This is a genomic window from Candidatus Polarisedimenticolia bacterium, assembly GCA_035764505.1.
Classification (GTDB): domain Bacteria; phylum Acidobacteriota; class Polarisedimenticolia; order Gp22-AA2; family AA152; genus AA152.
In genome coordinates, this window is the sequence record DASTZC010000249.1 from 1 (window position 1) to 25018 (window position 25018).

Genomic DNA, 25018 nt, shown 5'->3' on the forward strand with positions numbered 1-25018 from the left:
TTCCCCTCACCCCCGAGGGGCGGGAAATCCGCGAGATTCAGGATCGGATCGCGCTCATGGAGCATCGCCAGGTGGGCTCCCGATTTATCACGACCTACGAGGAGCGCTACCAGATTCCCCTCGCCGTGGCCCTCGGAGCCCTGATGCTCGAGGCGGGGATTGGTGGACGGCTGTTCCCCGGAAAGGAGAGGAAGGCATGATCTCGGTCCGTCAGAGGCGCTCCCTCGCATGGAGATCCGCCGTTCTCACCCTTCTGTTCTTGGGCACGGGCCTGGTGATGGGCACCCAGATCCCCCAGGCCCGGGCTTCCGCCAGCTCCAAGAACAAGGAAGGGAACAAGCTGTACGAGGAGAAGAAGTATCCCGAGGCGCTGAAGCGCTACACCGAAGCCCAGCTGGCGGCGCCTGATTCTCCGCAGCTCCATTACAATCTGGGCAATGTCTTCTTCCGTCAGGGAGAAGTTGAAAAAGCCCGCGAGGAGTATCGCCGGGCTCTGGCGGCCGCCGATGCGTCGCTCGATCCCCGGGCCGTCTACAATCTGGGGAACACCTTCTTCAGTCAGCAACAGTATCAGGAGGCGGTGGATGCCTATCAGAGAGCCCTCAAGCTCGCTCCCAAGGACATGGACGCCAAGCGCAACCTGGAGCTGGCGCTGCTGGCCATGAAGCAGCAGCAACAGCAGCAGCAACAGCAGCAAAAGCCCGACGACAAGAATAAGGATGATTCCCAGGAGAATTCCCCGTCCAAGCCCTCGCCCGACGACAAGAACCCCGACAAGCCGCAATCTCCCAAGCAGGGAGATTCGAACGATCCGAAGAAAAAGCCCGGGCAGCAGCAGCGCCCCAAGGGAGGATTGACGCGCGAGGAGGCGGAGCGCATCCTCAGTGCGCTCCAGGAAGACGAGAAGGAAAACCTCAAGAAGCGGCTGGAGGCGCAGAAAGAAGAGCAGCGCGACGTGGAGGAGGACTGGTAGATGCGCCGCTGGGTACGCCTGGCCATCCTGCTCCTGCTTTTCGCGCCCGCGACCACCGCTTTTTCCCAGGAGGTCGAGGTCACCGCCACGGCCGAGCCGAACCGCGTCGAAGAGGGACAGGAGGTCGAGCTCAAGATTCAGATCAACGGCACCGACCACCAGCCCGATCAGCCCCCCTCGCTGCAGCAGATTCCAGGCTTCGTCTCGGTTTCCGGACCATCGGTCTCCTCTTATTTCCAGTGGGTCAACGGCCGCTCGTCTTCTTCGCGCAGCTATACCTGGATCCTGGTTCCTCAGGGTAAGGGCGTCCACAGCATCCCACCCATCCCCGTGACCCTGGACGGCACCACCTACCGTACTCCGATGCTGCGCGTCGACGTGGTCGAGCGCGGAGCTGGCGGCGGCAGCCAGGGCGGCGGCGGGGGTCAGCCAAATTCTCCCTTTGCCGACCCGTGGACCCGGCGCAGGCTCGCGACGCCGCCGCGCGGCAGCACGCCGGCCAGCCTGTTCGTCGAGGCGGTGGTCGACAAGACGGACGTCTATCCGGGCGAGCAGGTCTCGCTCATGTACAAGGTCTACACACAGTACGAGCTGTCGAACATGGCGCTGCAGGACCAGCCCAGCTACGAGGGGTTCTGGGTGGAGGACATCAAGCCGGACGACAAGTACGACGCGCGCACGATACAGCGCAAGGAAGGGACCTTCATGGAGTACACCGTCCTGAAGAAGGCCCTCTTCCCCAACAGCTCCGGAAATCTGACCATCCCGGCCCTGACGTTCCATTTCGCCGCGCGGCGCCGCAGCAACGACCCGTTCGACTCCTTCCTGTTCCAGCCCACCGAGAGCCTGTTCCGCAGCAGCCAGGAGATCCGCATCCACGTGAAGGACCTGCCGGTCGAGGGCCGGCCGCCGGAGTTCGACGGCGCGGTGGGGCGCTACACGCTGTCGGTCAAGGCGGATCGGAACGACACGAAGGTGAACGACGCGGTCGGATTGAAGGTGGAGGTCGAAGGACAGGGGAACATCTCGACGCTTTCCGGCCCCCGCATCCCGGCGCTGCCCGACTTCAAGCAGTACGACCCCAAAGTCCAGGAAACGCCGCACGCCAAGGCGGGGACGATGGTGGGGAAGAAGACCTGGGAATACGTCCTGATCCCGCTGGCCGCCGGAGCGCAGGAAATCCCGCCGGTCCGCTTCGCCTACTTCGACCCGAAGACGGCGAGCTACCAGGTGCTGCAGAGCGAGCCGATCCATCTGAAGGTCGCGCGGGGCGAGGCAGGCGATCTCCCGGGCCAGCCCTTCCCGGCGCGCGCCGACATCGCGGTCCTGGGCACCGACATCCGGTACATCAAGATGGATCCGCAGCCGCTGCGCGATCAGGCGCGGACCCTCGCGGGATCCCCGCTGTTCCTGGCGGCGCTGGCCGGCCCTTTGGCGCTCAACACCGGATTGCTGCTGATGGCCCGGAGGCGCTCGCGCCTGGCCGGAAGCGAAGGCCTGGTGCGCCGCCGCAAAGCCCGCAGACTGGCCCGCCGGAAGCTGGCGCGGGCCCGCAGCCGTCTCTCCCGCTCTCAACCCCGCGATTTCTACCAGGAGGTGGCTTCCGCGCTGACCGGCTACCTCGCCGACAAGGCGACCCTGCCGGCGTCGGGGCTCACCTACGATCGGATCGAGGAGATCCTGGATCAGCGGGGGGTGGAGCCGGCGCTGCGGGACCGCTTCCGGCGCTGTCTCGAAACCTGTGATTTCGCCCGCTTCGCGCCGTCGGCATCCGAGCCCGGGGAGATGGCCAAGGCCCTGGGCGAGGCGGAATGGGTCGTCGAGGCGATGGAAGGGAGCGTGAAGTCGGCTTGACGGCGCGGCGCCTCCTGCGCTTGGGCCTGCTGGCCGCCTTGCTGATGCTCCCCGTGTCGATCCGCGCGCAGGCGCGGCTGGCGAGCACTCCCGAGACGCTCTTCCGGCAGGGCAACGAAGCCTACTCCAAAGGCGATTTCGCAACGGCGCAGAAGGCCTACGAGGAGATCCTGCGGCGCGGCGTCCACGACAGCCGCGTCTTCTACAATCTCGCCAACGCCTGCTTCCGGCGGAACGAGATCGGCAAGGCCATCCTGTTCTACGAGAAAACGCTCAAAATCGAGCCATCGGATGCCGATGCCCGCGAGAACCTCCGCTTCGTGAGGCTCCGGGTGCGCGACCGCACCCCGCCCGACAGCGCCCCCTTCCTGATTGCCCAGCTCGAGCGCGGCAAGAACCTGCTGTCGCTCGAGCAGGTCACGCGCGTCTTCCTCGGGCTGTATTTCGCGGCGATGGCGATCGCCGCCGTCTGGATCCTGGGGAGGCCGCGGCGCTGGGCCATGGTGGCGGGGGCCCTGGCCGGGGCCGTCCTGATATTGGCGGTCTTCTTCGGCGGCTGGACGGCATGGCAGGCCCGTGACCGGGTGGCCCGGGACGACGCGGTCGTCCTCTCCGAGAAGCTGGAGGTCTACAGCGGTCCGGGACGTGAGAACACGCTGCTGGCGTCGGTGCACGAGGGAGCCATGGTGAAGATCCATGCCCGCCGCGGGGAGTGGACGCAAGTCACCCTGCCGGACGGCCGGGCGGGATGGCTGCAAGGGGAGGGGCTCGGTGTCATCTGAAGCGCATCGCCAGGGTGATTCTCCCCTCGGCGTCTACCTGCACGCTCCCTTTTGCGTGTCGCATTGTACTTACTGCGATTTCTACACCCGCGCCTACGCCGGAGAAGGGTCTCTCGGCCGGTTCGCCGGCGCTCTGGCGGAGGAGATCGGCATCAGCTCCCGGACGCTCGAGATCGCCGGGCGGCCCGTCGACAGCGTCTATTTCGGAGGCGGGACTCCTTCGCTCCTGACGGCGCTTCAAATCTCCCGGCTGCTGGCGGCGCTGCGGTCCAGCTTCGGCGTGGAGCCGGATGCCGAGATCAGCCTCGAGGCCAATCCCGAAAGCGTGACCGAGGAGCGGCTGCAGGCCTTCCGCCGGGTAGGGATCAACCGCCTGAGCCTCGGCGTGCAGAGCTTCGAGCCGGCAATCCTCGCCGCGCTCGGCCGCGCCCACACCGCGGATCGCGCCGCGCAGGCCTTTCACGAGGCCCGCGCCGCCGGCTTCGACAACGTCAGCCTCGATCTGATGCTGGCGCTTCCCGGTCAGAGCCCGGCAATTCTCCGTGAGGATCTCCAACGGCTCCTCGACCTGGGGCCCGATCATGTCTCGGCGTATCTGTTGGAGATGGACAAGGAGACCGCCCTGAGAGCGCGCATCGAGCGGGGCGAGCTGCCGGCGGTCTCCCAGGACGAGGCCGCCGAGCTTTATGAAACCGTGCGCTCCGGCCTGACCGCCGCCGGCTACCGGCAATACGAGATCTCGAACTTCGCGCTGCCGGGAAAGCGCTGCCGGCACAACCTCAAATACTGGACCGACGCGCCGTTCGCCGGCTTCGGCCCTTCCGCCTGGTCCTACCTGGCGGGACGGCGCTCGCGCGTGGCGCCCGATCTCGAAGGCTATCTGGAGGCCGTGGAGCGGCGAGCAGAGCCCCGCCGCGAGACCGGGGAGGCCGATCCCGGGGCGCGCCTGCAGGAAGCGCTCTTTGCCGGATTGCGTCTCGTGGAGGGAGTGGATCTCGACGATCTCGGGCGTGCCTACGGCGTGGCGGATCCCCTCGGCTCCCGTCGCGGCGCCGTCCTGGATCTGATGGAGGCGGGGTTCGTGTCGCTCAAAGGACCGCGCCTGCGGCTCGCGCCGCGCAGTTACTGCGTGGCCAACGAGATCTTCGCCGTCTTCGTTTGATGCCGCGCGCCGGTTGATTCCGGTGCACCCCCTCGGATAACCTCCCCTCGAGAAGCGAGGAATTCCCGTGCATGCCGCCCGTATCGCCTGCCTGCTGCTGTGCTTTGGATGGCCGCTTCAGCTCTCCGCCGGCGACGACGCGCCAGGCCATGCGGACCGGCCCCAGGAGCCCGCTGTGTCCCACGACGCCACGGTGAGGCATCCCTTCGACGATCCGCAGCGGTGGGCGCAGGTGTTCGACGATCCGGCGCGAGGCGCCTGGCAGATGCCGGCTGAGGTGGTGCGCGCCTTGGCACTGAAGCCCGGCATGGTGGCCGCCGATCTGGGGGCGGGGACGGGCTACTTCGAAGCGCATCTCTCGGGAGCGGTGGGACCGGGGGGAATGGTGCTGGCCATCGACACCGAGCCGTCGATGATCGGCTACCTCGCCGAGCGCGCAGCGAGGGAGAAGCTGGCCAACGTGGTGCCGGTCCTGGCGCTTCCCGCGGAGCCCTTTCTCCCTCCGGGGCGGGTGGACCGTGTGCTCATCGTCGATACCTATCATCACATCGACGACCGGTTGGAGTACTTCCGGCGCATGCGGCGCGCCATGGCGCGCGGTGGAAAAGTGGCCATCGTCGATTTTCACAAGCGGGAGCTGCCGGTCGGACCGCCGCCGGAGCACAAGCTCGAGCCGGAGCTGGTCACGCGCGAGATGCAGGAGGCGGGCTGGAAGCTGGTGGAGCAGAAGACCTTTCTGCCGTACCAGTACTTCCTGATTTTCGCGCCGGCGGAACCCCGCTGAGGCGAACGGAGGCAGCGTGATCTCGACGTCCGATTTTCGCAAGGGCCTTCCCATCCTGGTGGAAGGCGTCCCCTACGTCATCATGGAGTACACCGTCCAGACCCCTTCCGCCCGCGGCGCCGCGACCCTGGTGCGGGTGCGCGCCCGCAACGTCCTGACCTCGGCCCTGCAGGACCTCACCTTCAAGTCGGGAGATCGCTTCGAGGAGCCCGATCTGGTGAAGCGCAAGATCAACTTCCTCTATGCCGAGGAGGACGACTTCCATTTCATGGACGATGAGTCCTTCGAGCAGTTCCACCTGAGCCGCGAAAGCCTGGCGGAGGCGGCGCGCTGGCTGTCCGAGGGGATCACGCTGCGCTCGGTGGTCTTCGAGGGGAAAGTCATCGGTGTGGAGCTGCCGCAGTTCGTCGAGATGGAGGTGGTCGAAACCGGTCCCGGCGGGCGCTCCGACATGGCCAGCGGCAAGGTCACCAAGCCCGCCACCTTGAGCAATGGAACCATCATCAAGGTGCCGGTCTACCTGGAGGCAGGGGAGCGGGTCATGGTGGACACCTCCACCGGCGAGTTCGTCAAGCGCGTCGCGAAGTAGCTGGAGCGCATGAAACCCTCTCCACCCGCCTCTCCCCGAGGCGCCGCCGCCCGCGCGCTGCGCGCGGTCCTGATCACCAGCTTCATGACGATCGTTCTCTTCTTCCTGCTGGAGGGGGCGAGCAGCACGGTGCTGCTGCTGCGCGACCTCTGGTGGGACACCCGTCCGGTCCCTCGCGAGCGCCAGCACACCCAATACGATCCGCTGCTGGGATGGAGCAACCGTCCGGGCGCGCGCGTCCCCGATCTCTACGGACCCGGAAAGAGCCTCACGATCAACGCCGAGGGCTTCCGCGGCACCGCCGAGGTGGGCGTGCGGGTCCCACCCGGGAAGATCCGGGTCATCTGCTCGGGGGATTCGTTCACACTCGGCTACGGCGAATCGGACGAGGCGAGCTGGTGCGCGCGCCTGGCGGAGATTGAGCCGCGCCTCCAGAGCGTCAACATGGGACAGGGTGGCTACGGGGCCGATCAGGCCTACCTCTGGTACGCGCGCGACGGCACCCGGCTGGATCACGACGTCCTGATCTTCGCGCTCATCGCCGACGATTTCGAGCGCATGCGCGGAGGGGAATTCCTCGGATACGGCAAGCCGGTGCTGCACGTCCGGAACGGCACCCTGGTGACCGATAACGTGCCGGTTCCCCGCTCCAGCTACCGCTTTCCGTGGCTGCGGCAGCATGCGGTGCATTTCTCCCGGTTGCGGACCTTCGAGCTGATCCGGGTCCTGACCCGGGACCGTGGGACCGTCTCGCGTCCGGCAACCGGCGTCGACCCCGAGCTCTGGAAGGTCGCCGCCGAAATCTTCAAGTCGCTGCGCAAGCTGGCCGATGCGAAAGGGGCCGTGCCGGTGCTCGCGGTCCTGCCGGGACCCGACGATTACCGGACGGCAAGCTCCGACGCCTGGCGCGGCGCGCTGGCATCGGAGCCTTCCCTGGAGGGGTATCTGCGCGTCGATCTGGTGGAGGCGATCCGCCGGCTGCCGGCCGGACAGGTCGCCGGCTTCTTCAATGCCTACCTGCACTACAGCGAAGCGGGCAACCGCTGGGTGGCGGAGCAACTGGTGGCGGCCCTGCTCTCCGAGCCGCGCTTCGCGCACAAGCTGGAAGAGCGCGGTTCGCCGGTGCCGGCCACTCCCACCGCCGCGCGGTAGTCGTTATTCAGCGCCTGTGGGGAGCTGGAAGCGCGAGGCCGGGATGCTCGCTTCCATCTCCAGCGAAGTCCCTTCCTGGACGAGCGAGGTCTGCTGCAGGATTTTGAGGAGCTCGGCGTCGCGGTCCTTGGCCGCGAGCTTGCCGGCGGCCAGGGCGCCGCGCACCACGTCGGCCAGCAGCGAAGCCGTCTCACCGTCGCGGGTCGACACACGCAGCTTCACGTCGACGTCTTTTCCCACCCAGCCCATCACGGTCACGGAGTCAACCTTGGAGATGGCGGCGCCCGGGTCCCAATCGGCGCCGCTGCGGCCGATCTCCTGGGACAGCTTGGAGGCCAGGGCGCTCGAATTCAGGATGGCCCAGGCGGGAGCCCGACGGTCCACGCCGGCGATCAGATCCTTGAGCTTGGAGCTCTTCACCTCGGGAGCCGCGCGACGCGCCAGGATGTCGAGGGCTCGCCGCACCTCGGATTCATGCCCGAACAGGATCATGTCGGGGCCGGGCTGGGCCAGTGCACGGACGGTTCCACCCTCGCCATTCTGTCCGCGCGAGGTCCATAGGCGCGTGCCATCCTCGGTCGTGACGATGGTGCCTCCCTTTTCGGCCGCCGTGTCGACCAGCCGGCTGGACCCGAAGCGTCCCTCGGCGACTATCAGGAAGCCCGAGTCGAAGCCGGCATCGACCTGGCGCAGCGAAATCAGGACCCGGTCGGTGTCCTGGCGCGGGTCGACCCCGGTCTCCTGGACGAAGCGCCGGTAGTTCTCCGCCGCCTCGGGGATCGAATCGAAGCGCTTCTCCATCTCGGCTACGAGGTCGCTCTTGCGCAGCGCGAAGGTGTCCAGCGACACGACGAATTCGGCCGAGGAAGGAAGCAGGGCCAGCGGATGCGAGATCCCCTTGCCGGGTGTCTCCGACGCGAACGAAGTGAAGACCAGGATCAGGAGGATGAGGGCCAGCAGAATCCCTCCGTAGTTCTCGAAAAGCGTGACCAGGCCGAATCGACGCCACATGTTGCCTCCTCGAGGGCGATGTTGCCCTAATAGTCCTTGCGCGTGAAGACCGCCGTTCCCAGGGCCAGGCAGGCGGCCCCGAACAGCGCCGAGCTGAGCAGGGGAGCGATCGAGCCGAGCGGCCTCCCCATCGTGAGGTTGACCATGAACAGGCTGATCTCGTTGATCTTCGGCAGCATCCAGTAGAGCGCGTCGAGCACGGCGACGAGCACCTTGCTGGTGAGCATGACCGTCAGGTTGTCACGGATGAACAGAACCGCGGTGAGCGGGAACAGGAAGTAAGAGAGCATGATGGTGATCGAGGAAGAGCGCGTGAGCACGCCCACCATCATCATGAAGCCGAGCAGAATGGCGTAGGTCAGCAGGATGATGAGCCCGGCTCCCAGCAGCTCCCGCCTCCACACCCCGGTCTTCAGACCCAGGACGACCCAGACGCCGCCGATCAGATAGAAGAGGTTGAGTCCCACCACGCTCAGGGCGCCCAGGTAGCGTCCCAGGAACAGCGCCGGCCGCGACAGCGGCTTGGAGAGCAGGAGATCCACGTACCCCTTCTCGAGCATGACCGGCACGAGGTTCGCCGTCGCGAAGATCGACAGGAACAGCCCGACCCCGAAGAGGATGCCGGCGGTGCCGGTCTGGATTCCCGTGACCAGCTGGTCGACGGAGATCTCCTGGCCGGCCAGCTTGACGTCCTGACCGAACAGGCGCGCCGCCGCCAGCGCTCCGTCCACGACGTCGAGGTTGACCGCGAAGGTGACGATCAAGAGCATCAGGCTGGACATCAGGAGGAAGGCGAGGAAGGTGAACTTGGCCATCGACTCGCGGATCGTCCCGTCGATCACCGCCAGGACCTTTGTCATGGCTTCGACTCCTCGCCCCCCAGGATCTGGATGAAGCTCTCCTCCAGGGTGGTCTTCTCAGGCGTTACCTGGCGGATCAGGTTGCCCGAGCCGCGCAGCGAGTCGAGGCAGGCATTCAGAGCTTCCAGGCTGCCGACCCTCAAGTGCAGCGAGCCGTTGGTGGCCTCCACCGAGGAAGCCAGCTCACGGATCCTCTCCATTAGTGGCGCGGGCACGGTGCCCGCATCGACGCGATAGCTGAGGCCCCGCTCGGTGAGCTCCGAAACCGTGCCGGATCGGAGGATCTTTCCCTGCGACACGATGGCTACCCGATCGCAGGTCCGCTCGATCTCCGACAGGAGGTGGGAGTTGATGAAGATCGCGGTGCCGCGCTCTTTCTCCTCCAGCAGGATCCGGCGGATCTCGGCGCGCCCCACAGGGTCCACCCCGTCGGTCGGCTCGTCCAGAAACAGGAGATCGGGCCGATGGACGAGCGCCACCGCCAACCCGAGCCTTTGGACCATTCCTTTCGAATACTTGCGCAGCCTGACGCCGGCCCAGCGGGTGAGTCCCACGCGCTCCAGCAGCGCCGCGCAACGGCCGCCAATCTCCGCGCCGGGAACCCCCGAAAGCCTTGCAAACCAGCGCACCACCCCTTCGCCCGTCAGATGAAGAGGATAGCGGTGACCTTCCGGCAGATATCCGACACGGCAGCGCGCCTGGACATCCCCCGCAGGACGCCCCAGCACCTCGGCCACCCCGGCATCGGCATGGGTGATTCCGAGGAGGACTTTCACCAACGTCGTCTTGCCGGCTCCGTTGGGCCCCAGCAGGCCGAACACCTCGCCCCGGCCGACCGACACGCTGACGCCGTCGAGGGCCCGTATCGGGCCCCCCCGCCAGCCGACACGGAAGGTTTTCCGGAGATCCTTGACGGAAACCACCATCGCTTCGCTCATGTATCGCTCTCGCCCCTCTCGGACATGCTCTAGATACGGGGGGATCGCCGGAAAGGTTCCCCCCGGCCGGGGTTTGCTTCCTTCCGCAGGCTGCAGGCGGTCCGGCAAGCCAGGGCATCGGGAGCCGTCATACAGACGTCTGATTGACCCATGACGTACCGATCGGAAACGTCCTGCCGCCCGGAAGTTCCTCGTGCCAGCGTCGGATCAGGCGTCGGAGGCACCCGCCGGAGAGATTCGATGTGCACGCGGCCAACATATGTCAGGAGTTGAGCATTGTCAAGTACTTTGTAATACAAAGGTGGTCCGGCTCATGACTGGGTCGTCGAAATTACGGCTTCGGAATTCTGGCGGGTGCGGAGGGGCTGCCACTCGAGGGATCGCTCCAGAGCCATTCCAGGTCACCTTGCCGCGGCTCCGGTTGCTCGGTCTGGGGGGCTGCGTTCCAACGAACGCGATAAATCGGGGGGCCGGAGAGGCTCTTTTCAAGGATGCCGCGAAGCTCCGAGGAGGAAGGAGGGGGAGAGCGCCGGCGCCGACGACCTGCGAAAGCCTGCGCGTCGACGGCATCGCCTCCGCTCAGTGCCCGATACTCTGCCAGGAGCGGATCGGGGTCGACCCATTTTCCTTCCAATGACTGCAGAGCCTGTATCAGACTCGCCCCTCCTGCCTCCAGCAATCCTCGCTCGTTCTTCCGGAATCCCTCCAGCTCGACGATCCTGCCGGGTACCTGCACCGTCAGAGGAGCGGGAAAGGGATCGTAGACGAGCGACGAGAGCTCCTCGAGCGAGACGCCGCTGTCGGAGGAAACCTGGAGCACAAGGAGCACCTCACCCATCGAGTCCTCCAGGCGCCGCGCCAGGAGCAAGGCCTGCTCACCGGGATCGCCCGTTTCGCTCGCGCCGGGCCGACCGCTTGGCGGGACCGCCGGGCGCGCGCGGGCACCGTCGAACAGCGCTCCGAACGCCTCCGGCGCGGAGGAGGGATTTTTTTCGAGGAAGCCGTAGAGCTCCGTGGCATCGTGCAGGTAGCGCACCAGCGCATCGATCCAGGGCGACAGGGCTTCGCGAAGATCCTCCCGCTGAGACCGGCTGGCCCTCGATCCGCTCCCCACGACGAGCGTCAGCTCGGGCTCCGATTGCTTTCCCGCAAGCCGCGGCTCGATGAGCGTGTCCGCGAAGAACTGCCGCAGGCTCTGCGGATCCTCCGTATAGGCGCGGCGCGTGACTCCCGCAAGACTCCCCTCCGCCCGATCCCACACGACCCGATCCAGTGCCGGCTCGAGTCGGCGGAAGCGCCGTGACCAGTCGTCGTGCTCGTCGAGCAGGTCGCGCTGCAAGGCGGCGATCCGATCGCGCGCCGCGACGTTGTCCTCGAACGCCTGCGTCGATGCGAGTCGGACGTTGACTCCCACCACAACCCCCTCGGAACCGGGAAGGAACTTGAGGTACATCGTCTCCTTCACCGGTTGCTCGAAGCAGCCGGAGAGAGCCAGCGCCAGCGCCGAGACGGCCGCCGCACGGAGGCGCCGCGGACCCGAGGGGGTCACCGAGACGCTTCCTGCGTGCGCATCGGAGAAATCCAGAATCCGTCCGCCTGGCTCCAGGAGGATCCGAGCTTCAGCACCGCTTCGGAAGGGGAACAGTGCGGCGCGATCGCCCCCGTGTCCCAGATCAGATACTTCGCACCGCCGCGGATGAGCTGCTCCATCTCGACCTCGCCCGCGGCAAGCGGAATCGGCAGGATGCTGCGTGCGCCGGCGGGCTGCGCGAGCTGTCCGACCATGCCGCCACGGACGCGGCAGGCCCCTTCGGTCAGGGTCGGTCCGAAGGCGACGGTGTCGTTTCCTTCGAGGATCTGGTCCAGCAGGCTCCCGCGCGTGTTCGGATAGAGATAGTTCGAAGGCCAGCGCCAGCTCGCCGCGTGCAACGCTTCACCGGGACGGAAGGGACGCGGTCCCGGATAGCTGCGCGAAAAGACGTCGGCGGCGCCCAGCGCTCCTTCCAGCAGTGCGATGAGTATGCAGACCGTGGCCCACGACTTCACGAGCTTCGTCCCTCGGCCGCTCGCCAGGGCGTCGCGCACCACCCGGGCGAAGCAGGGCAGCCCCACCGCGAGAATCCAGACGGTATAGCGCGCCCACCAGTTCTCCGGAGTCGCCAGGAAGGGAAGGACCGCCACGGCCGCGCACGCCAGCAGGGGCGTCAGCTCCTGCCGCGCCGCCGGATCGCGGGCCGTGCGCCATCCGAGGACGAGGATCGCGGGGACGCAGCCGAGCAGCCACACCAGGCCCAATCCTCCGGTGGGCGAGTCGACGTTCCGGATGGAGGCCGGCCATTCCTCAAATCCTTCTCCCCAGGCGTAGAGGATCTGTCGCGGCCGGGACCAGCTCGCCATGACCGGCGGCTCGTGCCCCAGAATGCCGATTTCCTCCATCGGCCGCCCCGCGAACAGAGTCTTGCCGAGGAACGAAATCCTCACCGGATAGAAAGGATTGTCTTCCCGCCACAGATTCCGGGCATACCAGAAGCCTCCGACCACCAGGCCGCAGAGGCTCGCGGCACCGACGAGCAGTGCCGCGCGAACGAAGAACTCCGCCCGGCCGGGACGGGTGGATTTAGAGCGCGGTCGCAACATGCCCATCGCGACAAGAGCACCGGGAAGCAGGAACAGCGCCGTCGGGCGGATGCCGAGTGAGAGACCGAAGGAGCATCCCAGCAGCGGCAGGCAGGGCCAGGGGACCGATGCCGTACGCCGCAGCCGCTCGATCGCCAGCCCCACCGATGCCAGGAAGGCGGCAACGCAGCAGGCATAAGCGGTATCGATGTAGGCTGTCACCGACTGGGCGATGTTCACCGGAGCCAGCACGAAAAGCGCCCCGCACACCAAGGCGCCTCGCCGGCCGACTCCCGCCAGCCCCGCCAGGCGCGCGACCGCCAGAAAGCCAAGCGGCAGGAAGATCAGGTTCCCACAATGGGAAAACCGCGAGCTTCCGCTCACTCCCACCGCCACCATGCTCATCAGCTCCGCTTCCTTGGGATAACCGTTCATGAGATCGGCGAACGGCATGCGCGGATCGATCCAGGTGATGCGGCCGGCGTGAAGCCAGTTGTGGAGGGTGGGGAGATGATAGATGTTGCCGTCCCAGGAGCGGTCGGGAGCGACCAGGGCGGCGAACCACAGGCCGAGATAGAGTGCCGCGACGATCAACGGCACCGCACCCAGGAGAATGGAGCGCGGTTCGTGCGACGCCGAGCGGCCGACCGGTACGCCGCTCCCGTCGAGACGCCGCTGCAGGCGCATCATTCCCCAGCCACCCGCCAGGCAAGCGGCCGCCGCGGCGCGCGCAACGGCCGGGCTGAGGGGAATGCCGGCGGCCGACGCCGTCAGCATCGCGACGGTGAGCAGGGACAGCGTGAACAGGACGAAGGCAAAGGTGTCCCGGATCCGGTCGTGCCCCGATGCCAGGGTCATTGCAGGTACCCGAGGGAGCGCAGACGCTCCTTCTGCTCTTCGGAGAGCGTCTCCTCCAGGTCGCCTCCCGCGCCCTCACCGGCATCGGTCCAGGCCCGGAGATCTCCTTCGAGCCCGGCCCCCTCGGAACTCGCCTCCAGTCCCGCCGGCGCCGCTTCCGCCGGATCGCGGGCGAGATCGAAAAGCTCGTAGATCGGAGCCGGCTCGCGTGGAATCGTCACCAGCTTCAGGGCACCGCGCCGCACCGCGCTCCACCGCCCCCGCACCCCCGGGATGAAATAGCGCGGATTGGCCGAGTGGATCAGCTGGTAATCGGTCTCCGCGAACAGCAGCGCCCGCCGCGCGGCCGGGTCGGCGCCCGGGCCGGTTGGAAGCAGCGGCAATCCATCCATTCCCGGCCGATCCGGCAGCCCGAGCAATCGCAAGACGGACGGAGCGACATCCAGGAGCGACACGTTGGTCGAGGCGACACGCGCCGCGCGCAGGCGTCCCGGTTGCGAGAAGATCAGCGGAACATGCAGCGTGTCGTCGTACAGCGTCTCGCCGTGCGCGAAGCAATAGCCATGCTCGCAGAGGCTCTCGCCATGATCGGAGGTCAGCACGACGAGGAGGTTGTCGCGCAGAGCGGCGGGGATTCCGTCCAGCAGGAGGCCGACCTGCTCGTCCACCTGGGCGATCTCGGCGTCGTAGCAGGCCACCAGGTGCTCGCGATCGCGCGGCGGCAGGGGATTGCTGAAGATCAGATCGCCTTTCCGGAACTTTCCTTCGCGCAGCTCCCGCATCGCCTGCGAAGGGTCGTAGCCGGGATCGAAGCGCTGCACGAAGCGCTCCTCGGGCTCGTATGACCAGTGCGGCTCCAGATAGTGCACCCACAGGAAAAAAGGACGGCCCTGCAATCCGCCCAGCACTCCGAGCGCCTCCGCGCTAATCTGCGCCGCGCTGTCGCCGTCGAAGCGGCTGCGCGGATTCGAGTACGAATCGAACCCTTGCTCGAACCCCTTGCCGGGCTGCAGGAAGATGTTGGAGACGACGGCGCGCGTCGCGTAGCCCCGCTCGCGCAGGATCTCCGCCAGCGTGGTGTTGCCCGGCGGCAGATAGGAGAACAGGCCTCTCGCCTGGTGGTGCTTCGGGTACAGCCCGGTGAGGATCGTGGCGACCGACTGGGTGGTGCGCGGCAGCGTGGCGTAGGCCTTCTCGAAGACGACGCCGCCGCGCGCCAGGGCATCGATGCGCGGCGAGGTGGGACGCGGATATCCGTAGGTCCCGAGATGATCGGCGCGCAGGGTGTCGATGGTGATCAACAACAGGCTGGGAGGCATGGCGTGCTTCGCGCATCCCGCGAGCAGGAGAAGGAGGAAGAGCAGGCTACCGCGGGGGGCACCACAGCTTCCCGGGGACCTGGAGGACCGCACGCGCCTGAAAAGACGCCTCCAAACTGCCTGCGTTGCGACGGAAGAAAAGGACATGCGTGGAGACATTATAGCCAACCCTCCGGCGCGCGGTGCACGCGGGGGAGGCTGCTATAATCCGGCGCGGGAGGCGCGATGATCGATCTGCGCAGCGACACGGTGACCCGTCCCACTCCCGCCATGCGCAAGGCGATGGCCGAGGCGGAGGTGGGCGACGACGTCTATCGGGAAGATCCCACCGTGCTCCGTCTGGAGGAGGAGGCCGCGGCGCTGCTCGGCAAGGAAGCGGGCTTGTTCATGCCGACCGGCAGCATGGCCAACGAAGTCGCGGTCCGTCTGCACACCACGCCGGGCGAAGAGGTGATCCTCGACGCCGACTGCCACATCATGAATTACGAGCTTGCCGCCATGGCGGTCTTCGCCGGGGTCCAGCCGCGGCCGGTGCGCGGCGAGCGCGGCTTCCCGTCGGCGGGAGATGTCGAGGGGGCGCTGCGCTCCTCGATCTATTACAACTGCCGTGCCCAGCTCCTCTGCCTGGAGAACACCCACAACATGTGCGGCGGCGGGATCTACCCGCGCCAGCGCTTCCACGAAGTGCTCGAAGCGGCACGCCGCGCCCGATTGAGGGTCCACCTGGACGGGGCCCGGCTGTTCAACGCCTCCGTCGCCTCCGGCACCAGTCTGCAGGCGCTGGCCGAAGGCACCGACTCGGTGATGGTGACGCTTTCCAAGGGGCTTGCCTGTCCGGCGGGCTCGATCCTGGCGGGCGAGCGCGATTTCATCCGCGAAGCCATCCGGGTGCGCAAGCGAATGGGGGGAGGAATGCGCCAGGTCGGCATTTTGGCGGCCGCCGGGCTGGTGGCCCTGGCGACCATGATCGATCGTCTCGCCGAGGACCATGCCCATGCCCAGCGGCTGGCCCGCCGGATTTCCGAATCTTCGGAGTTCGAAATCGATCCGGCGCAGGTAGATACCAATATCGTCATTTTCCGCACCCTCAGCACCACCGCCGCCTCCCTCGTGGAGCGGCTCAAATCGGAGGGGGTGCTCTGCCTGTCGATTGCCGCCGACCGCGTTCGGATGGTGACCCATTGCGACGTCTCCCGGGGAGAGGTGGACGCGGCGGGGGATACCATCCTCCGCCTGGGGCGGGGCTGAGGGGCAAAGCCCAACCGAATCTGTTGACGGGCTCTCCTCGCCTGCAATAAAATACTCGAATAATTGAGTTTATCGCCCAAGATATCCGGAATAGGTGCGGCTTGGACTTTTCCTTCAGCGAGGACCAGCTCCTTACCCGCAAGATGGTCCGCGAATTCGCCGAAAGCGAAATCGCTCCCCACAGCCTGAGGCTGGACGAATCCCAGGAATTCCCTCACGCCATTTTCAAGAAGCTGGCCGAGCTGGGACTGACCGGCGTGACCTTCCCCCCGGAGCTGGGGGGCGCCGGCATGAGCATGGTCGACTATGTCATCGTCCTGGAGGAGATCGCCCGGGTCGACCCCGGGATCTGCCTCTCGGTGGCGGCGCACAATGGCCTGCCGTGCAACCACATCTACCTGGAAGGAACGCCGGAGCAGAAGCAGAAATACCTCGTTCCCATGGCCCGCGGGGAGAAGCTCGGGACCTGGAGCCTGACCGAGCCGACCGCCGGCAGCGACGCCGGCGGGACCCGCTGCCGCGCGGAGAAGGACGGCGAGCACTTCATCCTGAACGGCGCGAAGACCTTCGCCACCCATGGCTCGATCGCCGATTTCGCCGTGATCTTCGCCGTGACCGACCCGGCGGCCGGCAAGCATGGCGGGATTTCCGCCTTCATCCTGGAGCGCGGCATGCCGGGCTTCCGTTCGGGCAAGCGCGAGAACAAGATGGGGTGCCGCGCCTCGGATACCGCCGAGCTGGTCATGGAGAACTGCCGCGTGCACCGCTCGCAGCTGCTCGGCGCCGAAGGCGCCGGCTTCCGCGGGGCGCTGCGGGTGCTCGATTCCGGCCGCATCGGCATCGCGGCGATGGCGGTGGGGACGGCGCAGGGAGCCTTCGAGGCGGCCCTGCGCTACACCCAGCAGCGCCACCAGTTCGGCAAGCCGATCAGCGAGTTCCAGGCAATCCAGTGGATGCTGGCCGACTGCGCCACCGAGATCGAGGCGGCGCGGCTGCTGACGCTGCGCGCGGCGTCGCTGAAGGATCGCGGGGAGGAGATCAACCTCGCCGCCTCGATGGCCAAGCTGTTCGCCTCGGAGGTGGCGGTGCGCGTCACCGACAAGGCGATCCAGATGCACGGCGGCTACGGTTACGTGAAGGACTACCCGGTGGAAAAGTTCCATCGCGACGCCAAGCTGACCACGATCGGCGAGGGGACCTCGGAGATCCAACGGCTGGTGATCGCGCGCAACCTCCTGGAGCCGGACGGCAGGTCATGACCGGCGCGCTGCTGCAGCGGCTCACTTCCGGCGATCCGCGGGCGCTGGCGCGCAGCATCTCGCTGGTGGAAGGGGAGACTGCGGAAGGGCGCGCCATCCTGAAAGCCGTCTACGCGAAAACCGGCAAGGCGCTGGTCCTGGGAATCACGGGACCTCCGGGCGCGGGCAAGAGCAGCCTGGCGAGCAAGCTGGTGGGCGCCTGGCGGGCGCGCGGCGAGAAAGTCGGGATCATCGCGGTGGATCCCTCCTCGGCCTTCTCGGGAGGCGCCATCCTCGGCGACCGGATTCGCATGCAGGAGCACTGTCTCGATTCGGGGGTTTTCATCCGCAGCATGGCGACGCGCGGCCATTTCGGCGGCGTCTCGCGCGCCTGCCGCGACGTGGTCGACCTGCTCGACGCGGCGGGGTACGGCGTCATCCTGATCGAGACGGTCGGCGTGGGCCAGGACGAGGTGGAGGTGGTGCAGATCGCCGATCTGGTGCTGGTGGTGCTGCCGCCGGGACTGGGCGATGACATTCAGGCGATCAAGGCCGGCATCCTCGAGATCGCCGATCTCTTCGTGATCAACAAGGCGGACCGCGAAGGCGCCGACCGGCTCTCCTCGGAGCTGCAGGCGATGCTGGCACTCGCCCCGGACGAGAAGACGGGCAGCACCCCGATCCTGAGGACGGTGGCCACCACGGGCCAGGGAGTGCCGGAGCTCATGGAAGCGGTGGATCGCCGGCGCCGGCGCTCGGACGACGCCGCGGCGCGGAAAGAGAAGGAGCGTGAGCGCAGCCGCGAGCGCTTCCTCGAGCTGCTGCGTGAAGGCCTCTACCGGCGGGCCCTGGAAGCCTGCCTGTCGCAGGGAGAAGTCGAGTCGATTGCCGAGCACCTGGCGCGCCGGGAGTGCGATCCCTACACCGCCGCGGAGGAGGTTCTGGAGCGGATACGCTTCCCGCGTGCCGACCGGCGCAAGGCGCTCAACGGGAGGCGGCGTTGATCCGCCGGCTGGATCATGTCGCCGTCGCGGTGACGCGCCTGGAAGATCGCCTTCCTTTCTATCGCGACCTTTTGGGACTGCCTCTGGAGCGGATCGAGGAAGTCTCCTCCGAGCAGGTGCGGGTGGCGATCCTGGGACAGGGGGCCGGACGCATCGAGCTGCTGGAGCCGGAAGGCCCCGACTCTCCCGTGGGCCGGTTCCTGCAGCAGCGAGGCGAAGGGATCCACCACCTCTGCTTCCTCGTCGACTCGGTGGAGGAGAGCTGCCGGCGCCTCGAGGCCGCCGGCTGCCGCCTGATCGGCGGAATCCGCTCCGGTTCCGAAGGGACGCGCATCGCCTTCGTGCACCCGCGCAGCGCCGGCGGGGTCCTGGTGGAGCTGCGGGAAGCGGCGCGGGAGACGAAATGAACAAAGTGATTGGCGGCGCACGCGAGGCGGTGGCGAAGATCCCTGAAGGAGCCGTCATCCTGATGGGGGGGTTCGGACTGTGCGGCATCCCCGAGAATCTCATTGCCGCGCTCCGCGATGCCGGCACCGGCTCTCTCACCGTGGCCAGCAACAATGCCGGGGTGGATGATTTCGGCATCGGTCTGCTCTTGAAGTCGCGCCAGGTCCGGAAGATGATCTCCACGTACGTCGGCGAGAACGAGACCTTCGAGCGGCTCTGCCTGTCGGGGGAGCTGGAGGTGGAGCTGGTGCCGCAGGGGACCTTCGCCGAGAGGCTGCGCGCCGGCGGCGCCGGCATTCCGGCGTTCTACACTCCGACCGGCGTGGGGACGCCCGTGGCGGACGGAAAAGAGGTGCGCGAGTTCGGCGGCCGCACCTACCTCCTGGAGAAGGCGCTGCGCGGCGATTTCGCTTTCATCAAAGCCTGGAAAGGGGACTCCCTGGGCAATCTCGTCTACCGGCGCACGGCGCGCAACTTCAATCCGATGATGGCCACGGCAGCCGATTACACGATCGCCGAGGTGGAGGAGCTGGTCGAGCCGGGCGCGCTCGATCCGGACGCGGTGATCACTCCGGGCATCTACGTCGACGCCATCTTCCAGGGCAAAGGATATGAAAAGCGAATCGAGCAGAGAACGTATCGTCCGGCGGGCGGCCCGGGAGCTTAGGGACGGCTATTACGTCAATCTCGGGATCGGGATGCCGACCCTGATCGCCAATCACATCCCCGCCGGGATCTCGGTGATCCTGCAATCCGAGAACGGCCTGTTGGGAATCGGTCCCTTCCCCCTCCAGGGAGAGGAGGATCCCGACCTGATCAATGCCGGCAAGCAGACGGTGACCGCCATCGCCGGGGCGGCCTATTTCAATTCGTCCGATTCCTTCGCCATGATCCGCGGCGGCCATGTCGATCTCACCGTACTCGGCGGCATGGAGGTCGATCAGGAAGGGAACCTGGCCAACTGGATGGTGCCGGGAAAGATGGTCAAGGGAATGGGAGGCGCGATGGACCTGGTGGCCGGAGCGCGCCGCGTGATCGTCATGATGACCCACGCGACCAAGGAGGGGGAGCCCAAGATCCTCCGCAAGTGCCGCCTGCCGCTCACCGGGCTCGGAGTGGTGGACCGGATCATCACCGAGCTGGCGGTGGTGGACGTCACTCCCGAGGGTCTCCGGCTCGCGGAGATTGCCCCCGGCGTCACGCCGGAGCAGGTGCGCCAGCTCACCGAGGCCGAGCTCAAGGTGGACGAGCGCAGCCTCAAGACGATGGAGCCGTAGAGGAGGAGACGGTGATCCGCATCGATCGGATCCGCCCCGACGCGGTGGTGATCGTCTATCTCAAGGACCCCAAGGAGCGCTTCTGGGGAGTCATGCGCTCCCTCGACTCCACGGGCACCTCCGTCCTCGGCGTGGACCTCCTGGCTTTCGACGACTGGCTGGGCCAGCTCGGCGAACGCGACGGCGCGGCCATCACCCCCTCGCTCGTCTTCTTTCCGCTGCCGCGCGTCGAAAAGATCCTCCTGGACATGCCCGCGGGGGAGATCCCCTCCCTGTGGGAGCGCTTCGAGGCGCGTGCCGGGCGGGGAATCCACGATTACCTGGGCCTGGAAGGGCCTTCCTGAGGCCGCCATGGAAATCTTCTGCCCGACCTGCCGCTCGCGCATGGAAGCGGCCACCGATCCGTTAGGAGGTGGCCGCGCGCACTATATCTGCCCGCAGTGCGAGGGGGAATACCGTCTCCCGGCTCGCCCCGGCACGGCAAACACGCAAGCCGCCCCGCCGCGCCCGGTGGAGTCCCCTTCCATCGGCGACATCACGGTGCCGGGAAAGCCGCTCGCGGCGCTGACCGGCGACTGGCAGATCCCCGAGGAGCTGCGCTTCTCCCTCAAGGTCCTGGAAGGGGCGGAGACGGGGCTCACCTTCGAGGTGACCAGGAGCCGCACCACCGTGGGGAGAGAGGAAGGGGAAATCCAGCTGGTGGATCCGCTGGTATCGCGCAAGCACGCCGCTTTCGAGATCTACGGTCCGCAGCACATCGTGGTCAAGGACCTGGCCAGCACCAACGGCACCTACCTCAACGGCCGGCTGATCGCCTATTCCAAGCTCAACCACGGCGACAAGATCCGCATCGGTTCGACCCTCCTCGAGGCGGTCATCACGGTAACCGTCTGACGTTGTCCTACGCCGCGGGCGCCGGCTCGCTGCGCTTCACCGAATAGACTGCCACCCGGTCCTTCCCCTCGCCCTTGGCCCGGTACAGCGCCTGATCGGCGCGCTTCACCAGATCTTCCACGCTGCCGTCGAAATCGGTCGGATAGGTCGCCACCCCGAGGCTGGCCGTGGCGCGCACGCCGCCTGGCGCGGCCAGATCTTCAATCGCCTTGCGGATGCGCTCCGCCGTGGAGCGCGCCGCCTCCAGGTCGGTCTGCGGCAGCAGCACGCAGAACTCGTCGCCGCCCCAGCGGCAGGCGATGTCGGAGCTGCGCAGGCTCCGCTGGATCGCCTCCGAGGTCTCCGCCAGGAAGCGATCTCCGGTATTGTGGCCGTGGCGATCGTTGATCTCCTTGAAGGTGTCGAGGTCCAGCATCAGGACGGCGAAAGGCGTGCGATAGCGCTGTGCGCGGGTGCGCTCGTCGGCCAGGCGCTGCAGGAAATGGTGCCGCAGGAACAGCCCGGTCAGCTGGTCGCGCGTGGCGAGCTGGTAGTGGCGCGCGTTCTCGATGGCCACCGCCGCCTGCTGCGCGATCGTGGTGATGACCGACAGGCGGTCGATGTCGAACTTTCCCTCCGTCGGCTCGACCACGCCCATGACCCCGGTGGCGCGGTTCTCCACCATCAGGGGGACCATCAGGATCGAGCGGATCGTCGGATCGTGCGTGATCGGGGGAAAGGGGAGATTGCGCCCCTCCTCGAGGAGGTCGCGGATCAGCACGGGTCGCAGCGTCTTCAACGTCCAGTCCACGAAGCCCGCGCCGACCGGCAGCCGATCCTCCGCCTGCAGCGTGTCGCCGCGATGGCTGAAGCGCGCCGTCACCTCGCGCTTCTCCGCATCCACCGTGGCGATGAAGAAGGTGCCGCTCGGAAAGACCTGGCGGCAGTGGCGCGCCACCACGGCGCAGACCTGCGCCGGATCGAGGCTGGAGCTGACCTCCTTGCCGATCGAGTTGAGCGCCGCCAGCTCCGACGTCCGGTCCGACAGGCTCTGGTTGACCCGCCGCACCCCTTCCTCGACGCGGTTCAGATGATGGAACAGGTAGCTCATCAGCAGCAGCGACACGCCCAGGCAGAGGAATGCCGCCATGCCGGAGTTCACGTACAGGGAGACCAGCGACAGCACCAGCGGGATCGTGAAGATCTCGATCGGAGAGATGACCAGCAGGTGGTGGCGGATGAATTCCAGCGGCGAGTCGCCGCGCAGGAGCGTCGCGAGGGAGAGCAGCGACATGTGCAGCAGATTCATCGACACGAACATGATCACCACACCGAGGGTGTTCCTCCAGCCCAGCCGTGCGAAGCCCCAGAAGCTCCCCATGCGCGAGGCCAGGAGGCTCCCCACGCCGAGCGTGACGAACAGCACTCCGGCATTGAGGAAGGGAAGACCGACTCCCGGCAGGCTGCCCACGGTTTCGCGACGTCGCAGCACCCCCCCGAGCACCGCGGCTCCCAGACCCACCAGGTAGGGAAGAGGCGCCGGCAGCACCGCAAGGGCGGCGATGATGAAGACGAAATCCATCGACATACGGGTCCGCGGCAGGATCGAGAAAGGGAAGCGCCAGGCCACGCCGATGAACAGCGCGAAGCAGATCACCGCCGCGGCGTGCGCGGGAAGGTGAGCATCGACGCGCCGCAGGGACAGAAGCGCGAGGGCGGAGCCTCCCAGGCCCAGCGCGACGGCGTAGGCCGTGAAAGCGGGGCGCTCGGAGGTGAGCTTTCCTTTCATGCGGCGGACTCCTGACGATAGCGCATTGGAGATCAATATAGGAACGCCTTCTTGGGCGTGCAAGGATCTCAGGCAGCGTGATTTGCACCTGTCCGGAAACTGGCCACCGTCCACTCGTTGACACCCGGAAAACGGCTTCGTTAAGATGCCGCCGCAGCCACCGCCCAACCGGAGCTCATCGACACGATGCAGCGCATGCCCGAATCGACCGCCCGCCTCGTCTTCCCGCTCTCGGACGACTTCCTGCGCGTGGCGCTCGACTCCACCCGCTTCTATCTCCGGCGCTACCGGGTCGGGCGGCGACCTTCCGCCTGGGTGCGCCGGGTGCTCGAAAAAGCGCTGGCCGTACCCGCGAAAGCATCGGAGGCGAACGGCCTGGCGCGATTGGAGCTCAAAGCCGGGAAGTCGACCCTGCGCCTGACGCTGCGCGTCCCTGTCCGCGGCCGCGCCGCGCGGCTGCGCGCTCTGCTGCGACGGTCGCACCCCGGCACGGCCGGGACCGTCCGCTCCCTCGACGATGCAGCCCTGGTGATTCTCACGGTTCCGATCCCGGGAGATCGTTGAGCGCCGGGCAGGAGCCGGGCATCTGCCTGGTCCTGGGCGGCGGCGCTTTCCGCGGTCTCGCCCATCTCGGCGTGCTGCGGGCCCTCGAGCGCCTCCCGGTGCGCATCGATTCCATGGTGGGCGTGTCGATCGGCGGGCTGGTGGCGGCATTTCATGCCGGACTGGGCTATTCGCCGGAGGATCTCGAGCGTTCGCTGAGCGGGCTGACCACGTCCTCCCTTTTTCATCTCGGCTGGTGCCTGTACGGGTGTCGCGACCCGGGAGCGCCCGAGCCGCTCTCCGGCTCCCTGGAGGCCACCTTGCGGGAGCTGCGCCGTCTGGATCTCGACCGGCTGCACTTCGGGATCGGCCGGCTGGGACTGCTCGCCCTGGATTTGTTCACCGGCGAGGAGGTCTTCGTCGCCAGCGGCGTGACCAGTCCGTTTCCCGCCGCCGAGATTGCCGTGGCGGGCGCCTCGATCCCGGGGCTGTTCCCCTGGGTGCGGTGCGAGCATGCCGGCCGCACCTACCGTCTGGTGGATGGCGGCTTCAGTCATGCGGTGCCGGTGGAGCGGGCGCTGGAGCCCCCCTTTTCCGCCCACCGCATCGTGGCCGTGGACCTCCAGGTCTTGCGCGGCGCGCGCGAGCGCGATCCTCGCCGCTGGGAGGAGCTCGAGCGCCGGTATCCCGGCCGGATCCTGCGTCTCCGGCCGCGCGTGGAAAGAGCAGGCACGGTCTTCTTCCGCTCGTCGCAGGCCGAGGAGCTCATTCGCGCGGGGGAGACCGCGGTGCTGGAGCAGGCGCAGGCTTTGTGCTAGTGTTCGGCTCCTCGAAGGCGATCACCGCGAAAGCTTTGTCGGAGAAGGCATGTCCCAGGCACGCATCGGCGTCATCGGCGGCAGCGGTCTGTACGCCATGCCGGGGCTGCGCGACCTGCGTAGCGTGGCTCTGGAGACGCCCTTCGGAGCCCCCTCCGATCCTTACCGCGTCGGGAACCTGGAAGGCGTGCCGGTGGCCTTCCTGGCGCGCCACGGCGAAGGGCACCGCCTCCTGCCGACCGAGATAAACTTCCGCGCCAACCTGTACGGCTTCAAGATGCTCGGCGTGGAGCGCATCTTGTCGGTCTCCGCGGTCGGCAGTCTCAAGGAAGGCATCGCTCCGCTCGATGTCGTCGTCCCCGACCAGTTCATCGATCGCACCCGCGGGCGCATCTCCACCTTCTTCGGTGAGGGCATCGTGGCGCACGTCGCCTTCGCGGACCCGATCTGCGCCGAGACGGCGGGGCAGCTGGCGGCGGCGGCCGGATCCTGCGGCGCCCGCGTGCATACCGGCGGCGCCTACCTGTGCATGGAAGGGCCGGCCTTCTCGACGCGCGCCGAGTCGCACCTCTACCGCTCGTGGGGTGCCTCCGTCATCGGGATGACCAACCTTCAGGAAGCGAAGCTGGCGCGCGAGGCGGAGATCTGCTACGCCACGATGGCCATGGTGACCGACTACGACTGTTGGCACGAGGAGGAGGAAGCGGTGACCGTGGAGGTGGTGGTCGGGCGGCTGCGCCAGAACTCGGAGATGGCGCTGCGCACCGTCGCGCAGGCGATCCCGAAGCTGACGGCCGAGCGCCGCTGCCCTTGCGCCGGCGCGCTGCGCAACGCCATCCTCACCGATCCGGCGCGTATCCCCGAGGCGGCTCGTCGCCGCCTG

The 25018-nt window shown here is 67.3% G+C and carries 26 protein-coding genes; 19 read left to right on the forward strand and 7 right to left on the reverse strand.

Annotated features, from left to right (window positions below):
- The 8 genes from VFW45_16255 to VFW45_16290 all read left to right on the forward strand — a co-directional run.
- On the forward strand, positions 1–200 hold a 200-nt coding region (locus VFW45_16255; GenBank protein HEU5182340.1), incomplete at its 5' end, for a hypothetical protein.
- The gene (locus VFW45_16260; protein ID HEU5182341.1) at positions 197–973 is read left to right on the forward strand and encodes a tetratricopeptide repeat protein; all 777 of its coding nucleotides are present in this window, start codon (positions 197–199) and stop codon (positions 971–973) included. The genes VFW45_16255 and VFW45_16260, both read left to right, overlap by 4 nt.
- Positions 974–2827 carry a BatD family protein gene (locus VFW45_16265; GenBank protein ID HEU5182342.1) on the forward strand — a complete coding sequence of 618 codons (1854 nt, stop codon included), beginning with the start codon at positions 974–976 and terminating at the stop codon, positions 2825–2827. It begins immediately after the preceding gene.
- Positions 2824–3609, forward strand: a complete 786-nt coding sequence (locus VFW45_16270; GenBank protein HEU5182343.1) for a tetratricopeptide repeat protein — start codon at positions 2824–2826, stop codon at positions 3607–3609. Before VFW45_16265 ends, VFW45_16270 begins: the two co-directional genes overlap by 4 nt.
- The gene (gene hemW, locus VFW45_16275) at positions 3599–4771 is read left to right on the forward strand and encodes a radical SAM family heme chaperone HemW (GenBank protein ID HEU5182344.1); all 1173 of its coding nucleotides are present in this window, start codon (positions 3599–3601) and stop codon (positions 4769–4771) included. Before VFW45_16270 ends, hemW begins: the two co-directional genes overlap by 11 nt.
- A gap of 67 nt (positions 4772–4838) precedes the next feature.
- Entirely contained in the window at positions 4839–5555 is a 717-nt protein-coding gene (locus tag VFW45_16280; protein HEU5182345.1) for a methyltransferase domain-containing protein, read from the forward strand.
- 16 nt (positions 5556–5571) lie between these two features.
- The gene (locus tag VFW45_16285; GenBank protein ID HEU5182346.1) at positions 5572–6144 is read left to right on the forward strand and encodes an elongation factor P; all 573 of its coding nucleotides are present in this window, start codon (positions 5572–5574) and stop codon (positions 6142–6144) included.
- 9 nt (positions 6145–6153) lie between these two features.
- Positions 6154–7296: a hypothetical protein gene (locus tag VFW45_16290; GenBank protein HEU5182347.1), complete on the forward strand. Its 1143-nt coding sequence runs from the start codon at positions 6154–6156 to the stop codon at positions 7294–7296.
- Between the two features lie 3 nt (positions 7297–7299).
- On the opposite strand, the gene VFW45_16295 is transcribed toward VFW45_16290, so the two are convergent.
- The 6 genes from VFW45_16295 to VFW45_16320 form a co-directional block, all read right to left on the reverse strand.
- Entirely contained in the window at positions 7300–8307 is a 1008-nt protein-coding gene (locus VFW45_16295; GenBank protein ID HEU5182348.1) for a hypothetical protein, read from the reverse strand.
- Positions 8308–8333: 26 nt separating this feature from the next.
- Positions 8334–9167 carry a hypothetical protein gene (locus tag VFW45_16300; protein HEU5182349.1) on the reverse strand — a complete coding sequence of 278 codons (834 nt, stop codon included), beginning with the start codon at positions 9165–9167 and terminating at the stop codon, positions 8334–8336.
- Positions 9164–10105: an ABC transporter ATP-binding protein gene (locus VFW45_16305; GenBank protein HEU5182350.1), complete on the reverse strand. Its 942-nt coding sequence runs from the start codon at positions 10103–10105 to the stop codon at positions 9164–9166. The genes VFW45_16300 and VFW45_16305 overlap by 4 nt, the downstream gene beginning before the upstream one ends.
- 331 nt (positions 10106–10436) lie before the next feature.
- Positions 10437–11654, reverse strand: coding sequence for a hypothetical protein (locus VFW45_16310; GenBank protein ID HEU5182351.1), 1218 nt, complete (start codon positions 11652–11654; stop codon positions 10437–10439).
- The gene (locus VFW45_16315; GenBank protein HEU5182352.1) at positions 11651–13579 is read right to left on the reverse strand and encodes a hypothetical protein; all 1929 of its coding nucleotides are present in this window, start codon (positions 13577–13579) and stop codon (positions 11651–11653) included. Before VFW45_16315 ends, VFW45_16310 begins: the two co-directional genes overlap by 4 nt.
- On the reverse strand, positions 13576–14898 hold the full coding sequence (locus VFW45_16320; GenBank protein ID HEU5182353.1) for a sulfatase: 1323 nt from the start codon (positions 14896–14898) through the stop codon (positions 13576–13578). The genes VFW45_16315 and VFW45_16320 overlap by 4 nt, the downstream gene beginning before the upstream one ends.
- A 225-nt stretch (positions 14899–15123) precedes the next feature.
- On the opposite strand from VFW45_16320, the gene VFW45_16325 reads away from it, so the two are divergent.
- From VFW45_16325 to VFW45_16360, 8 genes are all read left to right on the forward strand, one after another.
- Positions 15124–16146 (forward strand): GntG family PLP-dependent aldolase, encoded by a 1023-nt coding sequence (locus tag VFW45_16325; protein HEU5182354.1) that lies wholly within the window; start codon positions 15124–15126, stop codon positions 16144–16146.
- Between the two features lie 101 nt (positions 16147–16247).
- The gene (locus VFW45_16330) at positions 16248–17405 is read left to right on the forward strand and encodes an acyl-CoA dehydrogenase family protein (protein HEU5182355.1); all 1158 of its coding nucleotides are present in this window, start codon (positions 16248–16250) and stop codon (positions 17403–17405) included.
- Positions 17402–18388, forward strand: a complete 987-nt coding sequence (meaB, locus tag VFW45_16335; GenBank protein ID HEU5182356.1) for a methylmalonyl Co-A mutase-associated GTPase MeaB — start codon at positions 17402–17404, stop codon at positions 18386–18388. Before VFW45_16330 ends, meaB begins: the two co-directional genes overlap by 4 nt.
- Positions 18385–18795, forward strand: coding sequence for a methylmalonyl-CoA epimerase (gene mce, locus VFW45_16340; protein ID HEU5182357.1), 411 nt, complete (start codon positions 18385–18387; stop codon positions 18793–18795). The genes meaB and mce overlap by 4 nt, the downstream gene beginning before the upstream one ends.
- Positions 18792–19502 carry a CoA transferase subunit A gene (locus VFW45_16345; GenBank protein ID HEU5182358.1) on the forward strand — a complete coding sequence of 237 codons (711 nt, stop codon included), beginning with the start codon at positions 18792–18794 and terminating at the stop codon, positions 19500–19502. The genes mce and VFW45_16345 overlap by 4 nt, the downstream gene beginning before the upstream one ends.
- Positions 19447–20112, forward strand: coding sequence for a CoA transferase subunit B (locus VFW45_16350; protein HEU5182359.1), 666 nt, complete (start codon positions 19447–19449; stop codon positions 20110–20112). The genes VFW45_16345 and VFW45_16350 overlap by 56 nt, the downstream gene beginning before the upstream one ends.
- 11 nt (positions 20113–20123) lie before the next feature.
- The gene (locus tag VFW45_16355) at positions 20124–20456 is read left to right on the forward strand and encodes a hypothetical protein (protein ID HEU5182360.1); all 333 of its coding nucleotides are present in this window, start codon (positions 20124–20126) and stop codon (positions 20454–20456) included.
- A gap of 7 nt (positions 20457–20463) precedes the next feature.
- On the forward strand, positions 20464–21006 hold the full coding sequence (locus tag VFW45_16360) for an FHA domain-containing protein (protein ID HEU5182361.1): 543 nt from the start codon (positions 20464–20466) through the stop codon (positions 21004–21006).
- Positions 21007–21013: 7 nt separating this feature from the next.
- On the opposite strand, the gene VFW45_16365 is transcribed toward VFW45_16360, so the two are convergent.
- Positions 21014–22774, reverse strand: coding sequence for a diguanylate cyclase (locus VFW45_16365; protein HEU5182362.1), 1761 nt, complete (start codon positions 22772–22774; stop codon positions 21014–21016).
- 186 nt (positions 22775–22960) lie between these two features.
- Here VFW45_16365 and VFW45_16370 point away from each other — a divergent pair, with 186 nt between their 5' ends.
- The 3 genes from VFW45_16370 to mtnP form a co-directional block, all read left to right on the forward strand.
- The gene (locus VFW45_16370) at positions 22961–23338 is read left to right on the forward strand and encodes a hypothetical protein (GenBank protein HEU5182363.1); all 378 of its coding nucleotides are present in this window, start codon (positions 22961–22963) and stop codon (positions 23336–23338) included.
- Positions 23335–24135 carry a patatin-like phospholipase family protein gene (locus tag VFW45_16375; protein ID HEU5182364.1) on the forward strand — a complete coding sequence of 267 codons (801 nt, stop codon included), beginning with the start codon at positions 23335–23337 and terminating at the stop codon, positions 24133–24135. Before VFW45_16370 ends, VFW45_16375 begins: the two co-directional genes overlap by 4 nt.
- Positions 24136–24184: 49 nt before the next feature.
- Positions 24185–25018: S-methyl-5'-thioadenosine phosphorylase (gene mtnP, locus VFW45_16380; GenBank protein HEU5182365.1), on the forward strand; the 834-nt coding region annotated here is incomplete at its 3' end.

What these genes read in the sequence shown, in the direction of transcription:
- VFW45_16260 (HEU5182341.1), top strand. Translation starts at nt 197, where the DNA reads ATGATCTCGGTCCGTCAGAGGCGCTCCCTCGCATGGAGATCCGCCGTT.
- VFW45_16265 (HEU5182342.1), top strand. Translation starts at nt 974, where the DNA reads ATGCGCCGCTGGGTACGCCTGGCCATCCTGCTCCTGCTTTTCGCGCCC.
- VFW45_16290 (HEU5182347.1), top strand. Translation starts at nt 6,154, where the DNA reads ATGAAACCCTCTCCACCCGCCTCTCCCCGAGGCGCCGCCGCCCGCGCG.
- VFW45_16295 (HEU5182348.1), bottom strand. Translation starts at nt 8,307, where the DNA reads ATGTGGCGTCGATTCGGCCTGGTCACGCTTTTCGAGAACTACGGAGGG.
- VFW45_16300 (HEU5182349.1), bottom strand. Translation starts at nt 9,167, where the DNA reads ATGACAAAGGTCCTGGCGGTGATCGACGGGACGATCCGCGAGTCGATG.
- VFW45_16305 (HEU5182350.1), bottom strand. Translation starts at nt 10,105, where the DNA reads ATGAGCGAAGCGATGGTGGTTTCCGTCAAGGATCTCCGGAAAACCTTC.
- VFW45_16315 (HEU5182352.1), bottom strand. Translation starts at nt 13,579, where the DNA reads ATGACCCTGGCATCGGGGCACGACCGGATCCGGGACACCTTTGCCTTC.
- VFW45_16320 (HEU5182353.1), bottom strand. Translation starts at nt 14,898, where the DNA reads ATGCCTCCCAGCCTGTTGTTGATCACCATCGACACCCTGCGCGCCGAT.
- VFW45_16325 (HEU5182354.1), top strand. Translation starts at nt 15,124, where the DNA reads ATGATCGATCTGCGCAGCGACACGGTGACCCGTCCCACTCCCGCCATG.
- meaB (HEU5182356.1), top strand. Translation starts at nt 17,402, where the DNA reads ATGACCGGCGCGCTGCTGCAGCGGCTCACTTCCGGCGATCCGCGGGCG.
- VFW45_16345 (HEU5182358.1), top strand. Translation starts at nt 18,792, where the DNA reads ATGAACAAAGTGATTGGCGGCGCACGCGAGGCGGTGGCGAAGATCCCT.
- VFW45_16350 (HEU5182359.1), top strand. Translation starts at nt 19,447, where the DNA reads ATGAAAAGCGAATCGAGCAGAGAACGTATCGTCCGGCGGGCGGCCCGG.
- VFW45_16360 (HEU5182361.1), top strand. Translation starts at nt 20,464, where the DNA reads ATGGAAATCTTCTGCCCGACCTGCCGCTCGCGCATGGAAGCGGCCACC.
- VFW45_16365 (HEU5182362.1), bottom strand. Translation starts at nt 22,774, where the DNA reads ATGAAAGGAAAGCTCACCTCCGAGCGCCCCGCTTTCACGGCCTACGCC.
- VFW45_16370 (HEU5182363.1), top strand. Translation starts at nt 22,961, where the DNA reads ATGCAGCGCATGCCCGAATCGACCGCCCGCCTCGTCTTCCCGCTCTCG.